The organism is Mesorhizobium sp. M1423 (assembly GCF_040317575.1).
GTDB lineage: Bacteria > Pseudomonadota > Alphaproteobacteria > Rhizobiales > Rhizobiaceae > Mesorhizobium.
The window spans coordinates 557,945-571,685 of record NZ_JAMYKU010000001.1 but is presented as its reverse complement, the minus strand read 5'-3'; the positions used below and the strand labels follow the sequence as shown (position 1 = coordinate 571,685).

Genomic DNA, 13,741 nt, shown 5'->3' with positions numbered 1-13,741 from the left:
GTTGCTGGACCTCTGCTACTCGCCGACACTCAACCTTACCACATCTGCTGACACTCGAGCCACGGTGACCACCGCCGTCACAGTTAGCGCATTTCTCATATTCAAGCTTTGATGTTGTTCAACCGATCAACCCGCGCGTAGGGCGCGATTTGCGAGCGCCTCCACATATCATCGGCGGTCCAGCAGAGATTCATTTGTCACCGGCCAGGCGCATCATTCCGTAGGTATGCTTGACTAAGCCGAGGAGAGCGGTCATTCAGGCTGGCGAAGTCGCGTGCCAAGATTGGCCTCCGCTCTGGACGCTTGTCTCGCTAATTGGGAACCTGCTCGAGTGCAGACCGCCAACCGCCGGCGTCCGCTGCCGACAAGCGTGAATCCGCTTGGTTCCGCACCGGTCGGTACTTCCCGACGGCGAGGTTGACCCGGCACGGGGTGCTAGTCGCGTATCCTGATTCCGCTGTCGCATGAATCCCACGACTTCGCTTAGCGAGGCCGAAGTTGATCTCTGCCATCTACCAGGTTGAAGCATCAACCCGCATATTTGTGTCGTAAGCTGACGTGCCGCGAATACGCCGTTTTCGGTAGGCGGGCTTTATGGCGGGCGCGCAACCTATTCTTGTATTTTTATCAATGTAAAACAATGTCTTATGGCGGAGAGGGAGGATTCGAACTCCGCGCTTGGAAGAGCGTCCTTCTCGTCTTCACCGTGCAGGCCGGTTACTCTGGGCGGCAGAGTGCCCTTCCGCGCTTCGCCAAACCTGCCGTGGAAAAGGCCTTGCCGTTTTTTCCGGCGGGGCTTTGATCAGATCGCGACTATTAGTGATTTATGCTGGAACTGGTTGCGGAGGTCGGAGTCGGACTTATTTGCGCTGATTAAGAAGCCCCGTCAGCAAACGAATTCGGTGGCCGCACTGTATTGACGGTATCCCTCTCCCGACTCGAACCCCCGAACTCGTTTGCGAATTATTGGCAGCAAGCCGCCTAACCCTTCCCGCTCATCAGTTCAGAAAGCAGGCGCCTGCTTGGAAGTGCGGGCCACGCGAATCTACGGCGCTTCGTTTCTTTCTGTCGCGATTGCCCCGCTTCGAGCATCCGACGTGAGATGACCTCCTGCTGCTGGCGCAGGTGGTCGCTCAGCAGTTTGTTGCGCGTGATGTAACCTGCATTAACACCCGGGATCGAGTGGTTCATCAGAAGGTGGACGTCCAGCTCCGCAACGCCCGCGGCCTGGGCGATGGTGCGGAACGTCTGCCGCAGGTCATTCCCCCATTTCGACAGATCGCTGCGTTTTTCCTTATGCTCGATAATGTGACCGCTTTTGCTCTCGGCTGGGAACAGCCATTCACGCGATTGTTCGCCATAGAGAGCCCGGCCAATGCGCATCACTCGAACCAGGCAGCGGATCATGGCTCGCGAAAGCGGTATGTCGAATGCCTTGACCTCGCCGCCCTTCGGCCTGGGTATGTGCAGGACACGTGCGCGAAAATCGACATGCTCGACCCTCGCCTTCCTGATCGCCTCAGGGCGATGGCCTGAGAGCAACATGAACAGATGCAACTCCCGCCGAATTGGGTTCTTCAATGCCGTGAGTTGGGTGAACCAGTCCTCGAGGTCCGAAAGCCCCAGCGCGGTATTGCGCCGATGTTCGGCATTCCAATCTATGGCTGAGACCGGATTGTCCGCTGGCAGCGTGCGGGCGGCCCTGCGAGCATGATTGTAGACGGCGCGCAGCGTTCGCATGCACCCGTTTGGCGATATAGGCGCCGTTCTCCTTGGTGAGTTTCTCATGCCGCACGGTCACGATGGAAGGATCGTTGCCGAGCTTGGAAAGCGGCTCGTCAAGCCAATCAGCCAACAGCCGCTCGACGTGATCACGATAGTTGTTGATCGTCCCACCGCTTCGGCCTTTGTTCTTCATATGCCCGTCGCGATAGCGTTCCCAGGCAATGCGCAGCGTGGGGTTCGCAATCGATGGCAAATCAACCGCTGCAACATTGCCGTCCGGCTTGCGTGTCGACGCGCGAGGGTCAACGCCGTTGGCGATCTTGCCAAGAATATCCTTCGCCTTCTTCCGCGCCGCGCGCGTCGTGAGTTCACCAACCTCAGCAACCTTCATTCGGACGGAAAGCCGCTTGCCCGCCTTCCTTCGCTCACCCTGGACAACGAATGTCTTTTGCCGTTTGCCCACAAGCACCATGAAGCCCGGCAGATCGGTGTCACGAGCAAAATATTGGCCCGAAGACGCCGGCTGGAGACGTTCGATGGCGCGGTCGGTGAGGGAGAGGCGAAGGTCTGTCATGAAATTAGTACGGGATTAGTACGGCAATTGCGTCGTGTTCGATCTGGCTCGATCTGTTGGTTTGTCTACCCCATGATAGTCGCGCAGTACGAAAACAGCAACAACTTTAACATGTTAGAACCAGCGCAATCGTACAACGAGCGGCATTGGGAAACACCAGGAAAGGCGATCTGACAAATTCCTAATCTGTAGGTCACAGGTTCGATTCCTGTCGGGATCACCACTCAGTCACTGGTAGTATTGGCTGTGTCGACTGGCTCGAAATTCGGTCGACATTTCCGCAGGTTAGGCTGCGCTGCCCTTAATCTGCCGGGCTCACAGTCCCCGGTCAGTCTCTGGTTCCGCTCAGTTTCAAGGCCTGTCTCTCTGACCGGTTTTCCGTGCCCTATTGTTTTTGTGACCGATGCAGAGAGATTGGCGATGTGACCGCTTCTGGAGAGAGCGGCAAGGGAGCAGGCGATGATTAAAAGCCTAGAACGGACTGCTGCTGGTTCCAATCAACCGGAAGATCGGCGAGCCGAGCGAGCCGCCTGGCGGTTAGGCTGATAGGCTGATTGCCTGCCAAAATGTCTCCCACGATCGCCGGAGAAAGGAAGGCTAGTGGTAACGCCTTACTTAGGTCGGCTCGGTGGATGCCGGTAGCTTTCGAGATTTCAGAAATGCTTCGAGCCGATCCATCAGTGAGTGCCGACAACATCGAGTGCGACCTGGCCAGCAGGTTGACGAGGCTCGGGTCAGGAACCCTTTCGCGCTTTGGCTGATCTCCAATGATCAACCGCGCCTCATTCCCCCGCCTCTGAATCTGGCATGCGACGGTGATCCTCTGAATCTCTGACGCAATGACAGGTCGTTGGGAGTTTGTTGCATCGGATTGTCCGTTGCTCGGTGATTGTAGGATCACACTCACCAAAACGGCAGGATTGATCACGAGCTCAATGATCTCGGGCGAGAGCGTTATCCTGATGATCGCAGTTTTGACGATCGATCTACGTTTTGCATTACATCGTGGCGAGTCGCTCAAGAGCGCATCTGCCTCGCTCAAACCGCTCACGATCTTATCCCTTGATGCGTATTGCTCGATCGATTCAGCCAGTCGCGATTTGTCGTTCAGCAAAGCAATCACCTGCTGATCGACGATCGCTTCCAATTCGTCGGCAGGAACTCTCCAGCCGCTGTCGTCTTTGCGCCGAGCGGCCTTCAGCCGGTTCGAGATGTAGTAGCGATAGCGCTTGCCGTGATTGTTCGCATAGGCAGGACTCAACCTATCGCCAGTCTCATCGAAGACAAGCCCGGTGAGCAAATGCAGATCCGGGGCATTCGATCGCGATCGGCGTTTCGGCCCTTGTTGCTTTAGAAGGGCCTGAACTGAGGCAAACAATTCCGCGTGTACGATCGGCTCATGAGCGCCATCGTAGCATGAGTCTTTGTGACGAGCTTGGCCGATGTAAACGGGGTTTGAAAGCAGGTGATAAAGTCGCCCGCGACTGATCGATGCTGGAAGCCCGTTAGCCGTCTGGCTTTGATTAAACTCATCGGCCAAGGCCAGCACCGACTTCGATTCCAAATAGCGCCGGAAAATCGTTCGGACGGTTATCGCTGCCGCTTCATCAATCACGAGCTTCTTGTCAACTGCACGGTAGCCGAGCGGAATGGTACCGCCCATCCATATGCCTTTCTTCCGAGATGCCGCGATCTTGTCGCGGATACGCTCTGCGGTCACTTCCCGCTCGAATTGAGCGAATGAGAGGAGTACGTTGAGCGTAAGCCTGCCCATGGACGTCGTTGTGTTGAATTGCTGGGTGACAGAAACAAAGGACACGCTGTGAGTATCGAAGGTTTCAACGATCTTGGAAAAGTCCATCAGCGATCGCGTGAGCCTATCGATCTTGTACACGACCACCACATCGATGCGCTTGTCGCGAATGTCTTGGAGTAGGCGTTTTAGGGCCGGCCTCTCCATCGTCCCGCCGGAGATGCCGCCATCGTCATAGAAGTCGGGAACGAGTTTCCAGCCCAGACCGACTTGCGAGGCGATGAAGGCCACGCATGCCTCGCGCTGTGCATCAAGTGAGTTGAACTCCTGCTCAAGGCCCTCTTCGGTGGACTTTCGCGTGTAGACGGCACAACGCAGTTTTTGCTGATTGCTCATAGCCCGAAGAACCTCGGACCGGACCAGTGGGCGCCGGTGATCTTGCGGGCGATAGCGGAGAGAGACCGATGAAGCTGCCCTTCAAACAAAAACCCTTCTGCGGTCACGTCGACAATGTGGGTCTTCCCGTTCCAATCGCGCAGGATGCGGGTACCCTTGGACAGGGAGCGACGCGGCTTCGAAGCTGCACCCGTATTTTTGTCAGCCCGATGCATCTCATTTGAAGTCGCCGACGCCGAGCCTGATGCGCTTCCTGATCCGTTGATGCCAACCTGTCGCACCGCTTCAGCGAGGCGCTTCTTTGTCTCGATCGACAAGCCACCGAGCCTGTTTGCCTGCAAATGCCAGGCTGCTGCTCTAACTAGAAGTTCGCGCCGTACGCCACTCGGTGGCGGGCATGCGTACGTCTTGCTCCACCGTGCTACGAGCTCATCGCGAGAGAGGTCGCCGAGCGCGGCGACCTCCTGTTGAAGCTTTGGGTCGATAATCATGCTTCAAACAGCCTTGGCCTTGCTGTCGAGCCGATAGCGCCGGACACCGTCCTTGCCTACTTCACTGAGTAGAGGAAAGCCCAGTTTCTTCTTCACAGTCCCAGAGAGAAAGCCGCGCACCGAATGAGGCTGCCAGCCGGTCGCCTCCATCAACGCCTCGATGGTAGCACCCTTGGCCAACCGGAGCTTCTTCAAGACGGTGTCCGTCTTCGTGTCGGCAGGCTTGGGGTTTTTACCTTTATTCGCTACTTCCGCATGCCCAGCTGCCTGCCTCCGAACGCGCTTTGATGGGGTCGCCGCCGCTTGAAGCGAATTGTTCTCAGGCTCGCCGGCCCCAGTGCTTGCCGCTTGGTCAGTTTCGGTAGTGCGCATTGCTTTTCTCCATCAATACCGACATCGGACCGTCCAATGCCTGTACTGACAGGAGCCCGCACTGGGCGGGCTTTAACCGACGCAGGCTATGTTGCCAGCCCCGACAGCAATGCTTGCCGCTCCAAGGAAGTCCAGCACAATAAGGGATTGTTCTCCCGCCGCCCGTATGACCGCAGTGGTGCCGAGAACGGACGGTCGCTTCTGGGTCCCGATCGGCGAAAGCCGCCCTTCGGGTCACCATCGAATGAGGTTTCAAACAACCCATATAGCTGGACCCGCTGTCATTCGCGTTGGCTTAACCGGCCTCGGTTATACTGGCAGAAGATGGAGGGCGCATGCCGGGGCAGTTCGCAATCGGGGTCATCGGCTACGTTGTCGCAGTAAACTTGCTGGCATACGCCGCCATGGTGTTAGACAAGGCTAGAGCCGAGAACAGTTCGCAACGCATTCCCGAGTCGATGCTTCTGAACCTCGCAATCATCGGCGGTAGCATCGGGACTGTGATCGCGCAGCAAACGATCCGGCACAAGACGCGTAAGGAGCCGTTCCGCTCCAGACTCGTTGGCATCGTCCTGCTCCAAGTCCTCGTGCTAATCGCGCTTATAGTGGGATTGGTCGTTACGGGATCGCCCGAAACGCTGTGGCAATTCCTCACATTCTGAGGTGAATTCGGGGCCGATTGCGGGCCGTCAGCTTGGGGTAACAGCCGCGCGAGTAGTGGACGCTGAGGTCGAAGGCGGTAGCGCCACGGATATTCACCAAATCGGACTTTGCAAGGTGACGAACATTCAGGCTGTTGTAACCCACTCCATCTCCGTCATTAGCAACCCTGGTTTACAGGGAACCACTAACTAGGAATTGATCGACAGCGACATGGGCAATGACACAACGGCCAATAATACGCTCCGAAAGAAAGAATTGGGCGAGCTAGCCTTGCGGAATGCTGAGCAAATGGCGTTCCCATCGACCGAATGGGAGGCGAACACCCTTGCGGAGGTTCTCGCCCTACCGCGTGTGACTGTCAGGCGTGCGCCCGAAGAGCAGTTGTTGGCTGCTGGCATGCTTCCGTACGATTGCCATGTAAACTGCTTCGCACAGGCGGCAAACGATCCGGATCGGATGAGCCGTCATGTTTGCGGATGGTTGATCTACGGTTCGGATCTCATCTTGCATTCGGTTGTAGAGACGCGGGGGCATTGGCATTGTCTAACGCCGCAACTGGTGCAGGCACCTTCACAGTTCCAGTTCATACCCGACTCCTTCATCGAATGGCTGGAAACAAGTGATGGAGTGAGGCACGCATTTCGGGGTGGAGTTAGGCTGCCTCGGGCGCTTCGAAAATATCCCGAGCATCATCTTCGGATGAGGGACGAGCTCCACGATCTAATAGCATCGGGCATGTCGGCATTCGATGCCCGGGAAATGGTTGATGTCACCTTGGGCGCCGAACTTAGGAAAATGGAACCCATTTGATTAAATCGCCGACAGCTATCGGGGCCAATGCCAACCGTTGACCATAATTGCGCAATGCTGACGGAAAGGGCTGGGCCGTCAGCCGACTGTCTGCTTTGGGTGCGTTTGGCGATTATGTGCCATTCGGCAATCGCCGTGCCGGTGGACTATTCGGGTGCTGCGATTGCAGCAGCGACCGCGCCCAACATTCGCCACGGTTATTCTCAGCTCACGGACGCTAAGCCAGAAAATTCGTCAGCACATGAAATTTGATATCGATGCCTGCGGCAAGAAATGTGCGACACTCGGCGGCATTCTTTCCTGGTGGAGCATTGAATGAGGACTAAGTTTATCAAAGCAGCTGTAGTAAGCGGAATTGATAGTTTGCCCAGCGACCCCATTGTAATCGTCTCGCCAAATAAGGAGGGCTCTAGAGCCTTTCTCACCTCCGATATTGCAGAATATCAAGAAGCCGTAGTGGTGCGGGAAGCGATCGGCATCAAGGTGACCAGTCATTTCATTTCTCCTATCACCCTTGCCGAGGCCTTCACACACGTACCCGAACACCGCCGTAGTCTCGCCCGCGACGTAAACGTGTTTCTCGTGGTTGAAATCTATGCGGAGCGAGAGCCTGACGAAGTCCAGGAAATTGATGGGACGCTTTTGACATACATGGGTTTCGACGCCGATTCACTACGCTCAACTGCAGACAGCCTCCAACGCGCCGCACTCAGTGGCATCTCGCTAGCTTTTCCAGGCAGTGTTTCGCCGTCATTTCGGGATTTGGCTGAAGGAATCTGCTTTGCGATTGACCCTGCCTCCAATCGGCGAATCTACCACGTACATCCGAGGGTCAGCTCCTCGATTCAGCGACTCGCAGCAATGACTGTGTCGGATGCTCAGGAAGCTCATGAGTTCGCCAGTGCTCTCTGCAATAATCCTAACTTGGAAAGCATAGCGCGGCTCTTGCACGAGTCCTCGAGGCAGAGTGGCAATGGTTTGTTGAAGTTTATGGCCGCTTGGACCGCACTGGAGGTGCTGGTCAACAAACTCGCGCACACCTATGAGCCTTCAGAGGAGCAACCTAAAACCGAGCCGGCGATGACCTATCGGTTTCGAAACATAGCCAACGCCCTGAGCCCCTTGTCAGCGTCACAGGATGTCGAATCGTTCATGGCTGTGAGGACCGCCCGCAACACATTCATGCACTCGATGAAAACAGAGATTTCGTCACTTCCCTCAGACCGGGCGCGCGATTTGGTGCGAAGATACCTGCGCCTTCACATTCACCGCCTGTAACTGTCCCGCAGACTGCCCCTCGCGTCGCCGATCCGGAGTGGGAGGCGAGCGCCGACCAGCCCACGTCTTGGTAGATTGCGGCCAAATCGTCTCGCATCGCGCGGGGCGCCAAATAGTCGTCTCAATGAAGTCCTGCTAGTCTAGCCGGTCGAGAACAACAAGCAGCTTGCTACTGTTCCGCATCGTGACGAGTAACCCGAACAGCTTGACGCGGAGCAAATCCTGTGTGTCTGGAGGAGCCTAGAGGAGGCCCTCATGTCCACGAGACTTCGAGTTTTCGTAAGCAGTACGATGAAAGATCTCGGCGATGCACGCCGCGCGGTTGTCAGCAGGCTGAATGCGCTTAATTTGGAGCCAGTGAATGCTGAGAGAATGCATCCTGACGGAGGCACAAGCTGGGAGGTTCTTCGTGCTGAGATCGATAGCAGCCATCTATTTATCCTGATCAGCGGTGAGATATACGGTTGGATACCCGACTCTGGCCCTGGTGCAGGTGAGGGCAGATCGGTCACACACATGGAGGTCATGCACGCACACTCGATCGGCCTACCGATCTTGCCATTTTTCAAAAGATTGACGTACGATTCACCGCGCGATACGGCAGACGCGAAGGCCCGCGACAATTTCAGACGCGAGATCGCTGACTGGGGAACCGGTAGATTCCGGCAGGAATTCGAATGGAGCGACGATCTTGGGCGATCGGTCGCAGATTCCCTATTGGACCTTTTTCAGGGTTCAGTACTTAGAGAACTTACTGCGCGTACACGTCCACAGAATTTGCCGAGCATAGCTCTGCCTAAGGCTGACTTCAGCCATATATCGATTCCTGCTGGGTTTGTCGGTCACGACGCCGTGCTATTCGCCGGCGCCGGCGTTTCAGCGCCCGCAGGGCTGCCGACTGCGGCCGTCATGATAGAACTTTTCGGCGCGCGTCTGTCTCTTGGCGCGGGCGGCGATCAGCTCCTCGCGCGACACAGGTTCGCGGACGTGGCGGCCGCCTTGCAGTTGCGCTTTGGCCGAAGAGAACTCGAACGAACGGTTGTCCAGGCTTTCGATGTTGTGCAGGGGGTTGTCCCGACGCCCGGCCATCTCGCGGCGGTCTCGAGTTTTCGCCACATCGTTACAACAAACTACGACGACCTGTTCGAACGTGCGGCAACAGAGGCAGGTATCTCCCACACGGTAGTCCATTCGAATGGAGTCACTAGGGGTGACGGCACGAGCCTGATTATCTTTCAGGTCGACGGTTCGATCGCGAGCCCTGGCAGTCTCATAATAACAGAAGACGACGCAGCCCGCACGCGTACCAACGGGCGGTATTGGGACACAATCGCAGACGCGATAAGTGATCGGCCAGTGGTAGTCGTCGGCCACTCGCTCAGAGACGAAAACGCCTGGAAAGTCCTGACGCGACGCGGAAACGGCAAAGGGCTCTATCTATCCCTCACGCCCGATCCAATGGACGACATAATCCGCGGCCGTTTTGGCCTATTGGGTTGTGTTGGCACCGCCAACGATTTCCTGCTGACGTTCCAAAAAGAGACCAGGCAGACAAGCGCAACATCGACGTGATCATGTTGTCGATGCCCGCTGGAAGAGCCGCAACGTCACGCATAGTCCTTAGAGGCCTTCCAGCGGACGGTGCAGGCCATGACCCATGAAGCTCCCTAGCCTGGTAGAATGAGTCGCTGGCGAATCCGTTCTTTAATGTCGTTCGGCAGATCAATGTCCTGCAGAGGTTTGTTCACTCCACCTAGATAGTGCGATGCGCCGAAGAGCTCGCTCTGAACTGTGAGCGCGGACTCGATATCGATTTCCAGGATTTCGGCCAGTGCCTGGAACGTAAGAAACTGACCCGGCCACTTCATGTCTGGACTTTTGGAAAGAGCCGCAAGTGTCGTCCTTGAAAAATTCAGCCCCGTTGGATGAAACGCGCTCTCGCGCATGACTTTGAGATCGCGTGACAAATCCGACAGGATCCGCTCGATGTTCGCGAGCCTTTTAATGCCTTGCTCTAGAACCTCTTCGTTGGGCGACTTGATCCCATAGGTGCTGTGAAAATCCTTGAGATAGTAGGTGTAGGTTTTCTGGTGCTCCTTACGGTCCTCGTCGGTGTAACGGAGCTCAACGTCCATGCGATCCTCCAGACGATCCCGTAAGAACTCAAACCCGGCGCCAAGGAAGTTTCTCGTCTCACCGGAATGAATGATGCGGAATGGCTCGGTATAGGGTCTTTCTAACCCCGGCGTCCATTCTTGTGCGATATTCGCGTTTTCGATACCGGCAATCTGGATCGAAACATCGAAAATATGTCCGAGTCCTTCATTCCTAATCGAGAAGGAGACCCCTCCGCTCTGGAAGGTGATCGACAGGCTGGCCCCGCTCGACAAACTGGAGACCCTTCGCCGGATATCCTCGACTTCGAAGGTGAGCAGCGGATCAATCCGAAAGAGACGCCGCGCATAGAAGCGCTTGTCGGCGGCCTGATGGGGAGCATTTCGCGACGGAGGCACGTCAAGAACAAGGAGGTGCCCTCTTTCCACGTCGATGCGCTCAATCGAAATCTGCAGGCTTGGCGCAATGCGCGACAAAAGACCATCCTCAAGCCACGTTTCGTTTTTGGATGGATCCTCAATCGGACGAACATCCAAAATTCGCCGTTCGTTGTCTTCGTCAATACCGATGATAAGGATGCCACCTATTGCGTTTGCAAGTGCTGTCAATTCCTTCGAAAGTGTCTCGAAGATTTTTTCGTTCTTCTGCTCGAAGAGCCTGGACGATTTGTATTCAAGCGTGGCACCTTCGGCATCACCGCGCTCTTTCATCTCAAGAATGTCGTCAATTGTGCGCGGTCGAAAGTAGGTCATCAACTATGTCCATCTGCTCGTTGCCATCAATTGCATGACTCTGCCATGCAATTCGAAGCAGCACATTGTGGCGACAGCCGAACGCAATCCTTGTTTGCCCGCCCTGTCCTTTATGGAGGAGAAAACCTCGTGGAGTCCACGGCCACTACAACCCCTATGTCTGAGTTCGAGCTCATCGTTCCCGCGCTGCAGGACAGACTGTGAAAGTACCATCGCATTTAAATTAGACTCAAGCCTGCTACGATGGGTGAAGTGGTAATGTTTCGGAATGAAAAGGCTATGAGTGACGTGCAGACGCCGGATAGGCACGGAGGTCTACGGAGGTGTTGGGGAGCCGGTGAGTAGAACTAATCGTCGAGGTCCGAAGCCTAGGGAGATTGCAGACCTCGTGCGGGATATCCTTCGCGCGCGAGCGCCCCTTGCCGTCGACCAGACCAAAGGTACGGGTGACGAACGCGAGGGCGGCGAAGCGGAGGACGTGAGGCGCGAGGGTCGCGGGACCGCAATGTTCCTAGTTGGGGCGGGATGCTCGAAAAGCGCCGGCATACCGCTCGCGTCTGAGATTGCTCGGGAAGCCTCCGTCGCACTCGAGCGCGACTATCGCGCAGCTGATCCCGTCCGTGCCGGATCACCTGTGCCTTCCAACGCAGTGGAAGCGCTCAACGCGCTGATCGAGGGGGGGCACGTCCCGGCGCGATTCATGCCAAAGGACGGAGCCCCTCGCTGGGCTGACCTATACAGCTATGTCTTCTCAGAGCACATCAAACATCCCAATCACCAACGCGCCCTCATCGCATCTTTGGTCGACACAGAGAAGCTGGGGCTAAATTGGTCACACGCTTGCTTGGGCGAGCTGGTCAATCTGCGCTTCGTCCACACGGTGCTGACGACGAACTTCGATCAGCTCGTGCTGAAGGGCATCATCCGGACAGGCATTATCCCAGTGGTGGCCGACGGACTTGAGTCGCTCATCCGCATCTCGGCGAAGCCGCGATGGCCGCAGGTTGTCCACGTGCACGGCTCGATGCACACCTATGAGCTGCGGAATAGCTACGACGCCCTGCGAGAGACGGAAGACGATGCAGGACTCCAGTCGCTGATGCTTAGCATACTGAAGGAAACCACGGTGCTAGTCGTGATCGGCTACTCGGGTGGCGAGGAGGGTGTCATGAGCCTCCTACAGCAGGCAGCTCGGTCGCTGCCGCGAATGGTTGTCTACTGGGTCGCGCACGAGTCAGACTACGCCAACCTCTCAGAGCGAGCTCGGGATTTGCTCGAGACAGGCGAGTACAAATACTTCATTTTGGATCAGGACTCCGATGACTTCTTTAACAAGCTACTAGGCGAACTCGGCGTTGGGCCGCCGGGCTGGATCAAGCGGCCTCTAGCAGTGCTCGAGCAGCAGGCAAAGATCGCACCGCCACCAACCGCATCTGATGACGTCCAAGCGCTAATCGATGCCTATGCCGACCGGGTGCGGTTCGCGGTGAAGCATGGCGAGTTGCAGGACACTGCGGAAATGGAGGCAACGGAGAGGCGATCCGCAAACCGCTTTTCGGAGGCGGCCGAAAAGATCGCCGCGGATGCCGACTATAGGGCGCACGAACGCAAGTTGCGGTTGCACGCTACCAGCCTCTTCGACCTTTTCAAAGCGATGCCTGAACAGGACCTGAGCATACTCGAGCGCGCCATTGAAGAGTTCCAAATGCTGGCCAGTTTAGAAGGTACGAAGCTCGCATCAGATACTAAAAACCTTATCGAGGCGCGGCTGGAACTATACGATCGGCTGCCGGACGAGGGCGATCAGCGCCCCGAACTCGCCGACAGAATCGCAGCCAGCGCAGCTCTCGCGCAGACACGCGTTGCCCTCGGTTCACGAGAGTGGGCGCTGATGGAGCACTACCGAGCAGAAGTGATGCAACAGAAAGCCGAACGGCTAAAGCGCGACGCCAACGGGGGGACGAGCGAGATCCAGCAGCGGCGTGCCAAGCTGCTCACCGAGGCTCGGAACTCCTACGAGGCGGCCCTACCAGTGCTCTCGTTGGAGGACGTGATCAAAGCTAAGGAGTGCAAGGAGGCCCTAGCTGGCGCGCTGACGGAATTGGCGGAGCTGAGGCCGAGAACAGCAAAGGCGAACCTCCGCCAAGCCAAAGCCTTGTTCCAGGAGGTCATTGATTTTGCGAGGCGCAATACGCCAGGCATGAAGTACGCTGGTGCGCTCGAAAACTTTGCGGAGGTTTTCGTGATAACGGCCAAGCGGCACCCTGAGGACGCTCGCGCGGCTCGCGACGAAGCAAGAGCGCTGCTCAGGGAAGCCGAGAACATCTATCATGAGGTCGACGACGTCGACGGGTTACGCTCTGTGCAGTCTAAGCTTACAACTATTGAAGAATAGAGTTCACACATTCCACGGTAACATCATGCTATTCCTGGTTTAGAAAGCGCGATTTGTGACTAAAGTTATCATAGGAGCTAGGGCACTTTTCCAACCAAAATTACGAACCGGATCATGCGGACGCTAGACAGTTTCTTTTTGAAACTCAGCCGGTCCGATGCTTGGCGGCAGCATGAACATGTCGCTCGCCAATCCGGCAGATCGGCGCTATGATTGATCATCGAATGAGGAGAGGCCGATATGGACGAGCAGTTCAAAAGCGCAGGCACTGCGACCAAAAGCCAGGAAGAACTGGAAATGGACGTGGGTCTGGACAGCCCGGCGATCCGACGGCTCGTTGAAGAGGTCCGTGCCGAGGAAGACGGCGTGCCGCGGAGCTACAATCGCACGTTTAATCGCCACAATCGCTGACTATCC

13 protein-coding genes and 1 tRNA gene are annotated in these 13,741 nt (G+C 56.5%); 8 read left to right on the top strand and 6 right to left on the bottom strand.

The genetic code is table 11. From position 1 onward, the window contains the following. Nucleotides 1-981: 981 nt before the first annotated feature. Complete coding sequence (locus NKG95_RS02870) at nt 982-1,545, bottom strand: tyrosine-type recombinase/integrase (protein ID WP_353039899.1); 564 nt, start codon at nt 1,543-1,545, stop codon at nt 982-984. Next, nucleotides 1,520-2,299: an Arm DNA-binding domain-containing protein gene (locus NKG95_RS02865; protein WP_353039898.1), complete on the bottom strand. Its 780-nt coding sequence runs from the start codon at nt 2,297-2,299 to the stop codon at nt 1,520-1,522. The genes NKG95_RS02870 and NKG95_RS02865 overlap by 26 nt, the downstream gene beginning before the upstream one ends. Before the next feature lie 158 nt (nt 2,300-2,457). Here NKG95_RS02865 and NKG95_RS02860 point away from each other — a divergent pair. Beyond that, nucleotides 2,458-2,522: transfer RNA gene (locus NKG95_RS02860), tRNA-Arg, on the top strand. 240 nt (nt 2,523-2,762) lie between these two features. On the opposite strand, the gene NKG95_RS02855 is transcribed toward NKG95_RS02860, so the two are convergent. Genes NKG95_RS02855 through NKG95_RS02845 form a run of 3 tightly spaced genes read right to left on the bottom strand, consistent with a single transcriptional unit; the run spans nt 2,763 to nt 5,311 of the window. Further along, the gene (locus tag NKG95_RS02855) at nt 2,763-4,448 is read right to left on the bottom strand and encodes a recombinase family protein (RefSeq protein WP_353039897.1); all 1,686 of its coding nucleotides are present in this window, start codon (nt 4,446-4,448) and stop codon (nt 2,763-2,765) included. Then, the gene (locus NKG95_RS02850) at nt 4,445-4,939 is read right to left on the bottom strand and encodes a DUF2924 domain-containing protein (RefSeq protein WP_353039896.1); all 495 of its coding nucleotides are present in this window, start codon (nt 4,937-4,939) and stop codon (nt 4,445-4,447) included. Before NKG95_RS02850 ends, NKG95_RS02855 begins: the two co-directional genes overlap by 4 nt. 3 nt (nt 4,940-4,942) lie before the next feature. Next, on the bottom strand, nt 4,943-5,311 hold the full coding sequence (locus tag NKG95_RS02845) for a DUF3489 domain-containing protein (RefSeq protein WP_353039895.1): 369 nt from the start codon (nt 5,309-5,311) through the stop codon (nt 4,943-4,945). Nucleotides 5,312-5,646: 335 nt separating this feature from the next. Between NKG95_RS02845 and NKG95_RS02840 the strand changes: the two genes are divergently transcribed. From NKG95_RS02840 to NKG95_RS02820, 5 genes are all read left to right on the top strand, one after another. Then, nucleotides 5,647-5,973 carry a DUF1294 domain-containing protein gene (locus NKG95_RS02840; RefSeq protein ID WP_353039894.1) on the top strand — a complete coding sequence of 109 codons (327 nt, stop codon included), beginning with the start codon at nt 5,647-5,649 and terminating at the stop codon, nt 5,971-5,973. 196 nt (nt 5,974-6,169) lie between these two features. Then, on the top strand, nt 6,170-6,784 hold the full coding sequence (locus NKG95_RS02835; RefSeq protein WP_353039893.1) for a hypothetical protein: 615 nt from the start codon (nt 6,170-6,172) through the stop codon (nt 6,782-6,784). 154 nt (nt 6,785-6,938) lie between these two features. After that, on the top strand, nt 6,939-7,103 hold the full coding sequence (locus NKG95_RS02830; RefSeq protein WP_292670728.1) for a hypothetical protein: 165 nt from the start codon (nt 6,939-6,941) through the stop codon (nt 7,101-7,103). Then, on the top strand, nt 7,100-8,062 hold the full coding sequence (locus NKG95_RS02825) for a hypothetical protein (RefSeq protein WP_353039892.1): 963 nt from the start codon (nt 7,100-7,102) through the stop codon (nt 8,060-8,062). The genes NKG95_RS02830 and NKG95_RS02825 overlap by 4 nt, the downstream gene beginning before the upstream one ends. A 255-nt stretch (nt 8,063-8,317) precedes the next feature. Continuing rightward, nucleotides 8,318-9,634 carry a DUF4062 domain-containing protein gene (locus NKG95_RS02820; RefSeq protein WP_353039891.1) on the top strand — a complete coding sequence of 439 codons (1,317 nt, stop codon included), beginning with the start codon at nt 8,318-8,320 and terminating at the stop codon, nt 9,632-9,634. A gap of 95 nt (nt 9,635-9,729) precedes the next feature. Here NKG95_RS02820 and NKG95_RS02815 read toward each other — a convergent pair whose 3' ends face one another. Next, nucleotides 9,730-10,929 carry an AlbA family DNA-binding domain-containing protein gene (locus NKG95_RS02815; protein WP_353039890.1) on the bottom strand — a complete coding sequence of 400 codons (1,200 nt, stop codon included), beginning with the start codon at nt 10,927-10,929 and terminating at the stop codon, nt 9,730-9,732. A 388-nt stretch (nt 10,930-11,317) separates the two neighbouring features. Between NKG95_RS02815 and NKG95_RS02810 the strand changes: the two genes are divergently transcribed. Then, entirely contained in the window at nt 11,318-13,324 is a 2,007-nt protein-coding gene (locus NKG95_RS02810) for an SIR2 family protein (protein ID WP_353039889.1), read from the top strand. Between the two features lie 240 nt (nt 13,325-13,564). Then, a complete protein-coding gene (yhhA, locus tag NKG95_RS02805) occupies nt 13,565-13,735 on the top strand; it encodes a YhhA family cyclophane-containing RiPP (protein ID WP_292670719.1) in 171 nt (56 codons plus the stop codon). Nucleotides 13,736-13,741: the final 6 nt, after the last annotated feature.

Excerpts from the sequence above, each read along its gene's own strand:
- NKG95_RS02845 (WP_353039895.1), bottom strand. The coding sequence starts at position 5,311 with ATGCGCACTACCGAAACTGACCAAGCGGCAAGCACTGGGGCCGGCGAG.
- NKG95_RS02850 (WP_353039896.1), bottom strand. The coding sequence starts at position 4,939 with ATGATTATCGACCCAAAGCTTCAACAGGAGGTCGCCGCGCTCGGCGAC.
- NKG95_RS02820 (WP_353039891.1), top strand. The coding sequence starts at position 8,318 with ATGTCCACGAGACTTCGAGTTTTCGTAAGCAGTACGATGAAAGATCTC.
- NKG95_RS02825 (WP_353039892.1), top strand. The coding sequence starts at position 7,100 with ATGAGGACTAAGTTTATCAAAGCAGCTGTAGTAAGCGGAATTGATAGT.
- yhhA (WP_292670719.1), top strand. The coding sequence starts at position 13,565 with ATGGACGAGCAGTTCAAAAGCGCAGGCACTGCGACCAAAAGCCAGGAA.
- NKG95_RS02840 (WP_353039894.1), top strand. The coding sequence starts at position 5,647 with ATGCCGGGGCAGTTCGCAATCGGGGTCATCGGCTACGTTGTCGCAGTA.
- NKG95_RS02865 (WP_353039898.1), bottom strand. The coding sequence starts at position 2,299 with ATGACAGACCTTCGCCTCTCCCTCACCGACCGCGCCATCGAACGTCTC.
- NKG95_RS02855 (WP_353039897.1), bottom strand. The coding sequence starts at position 4,448 with ATGAGCAATCAGCAAAAACTGCGTTGTGCCGTCTACACGCGAAAGTCC.
- NKG95_RS02815 (WP_353039890.1), bottom strand. The coding sequence starts at position 10,929 with ATGACCTACTTTCGACCGCGCACAATTGACGACATTCTTGAGATGAAA.
- NKG95_RS02870 (WP_353039899.1), bottom strand. The coding sequence starts at position 1,545 with ATGTTGCTCTCAGGCCATCGCCCTGAGGCGATCAGGAAGGCGAGGGTC.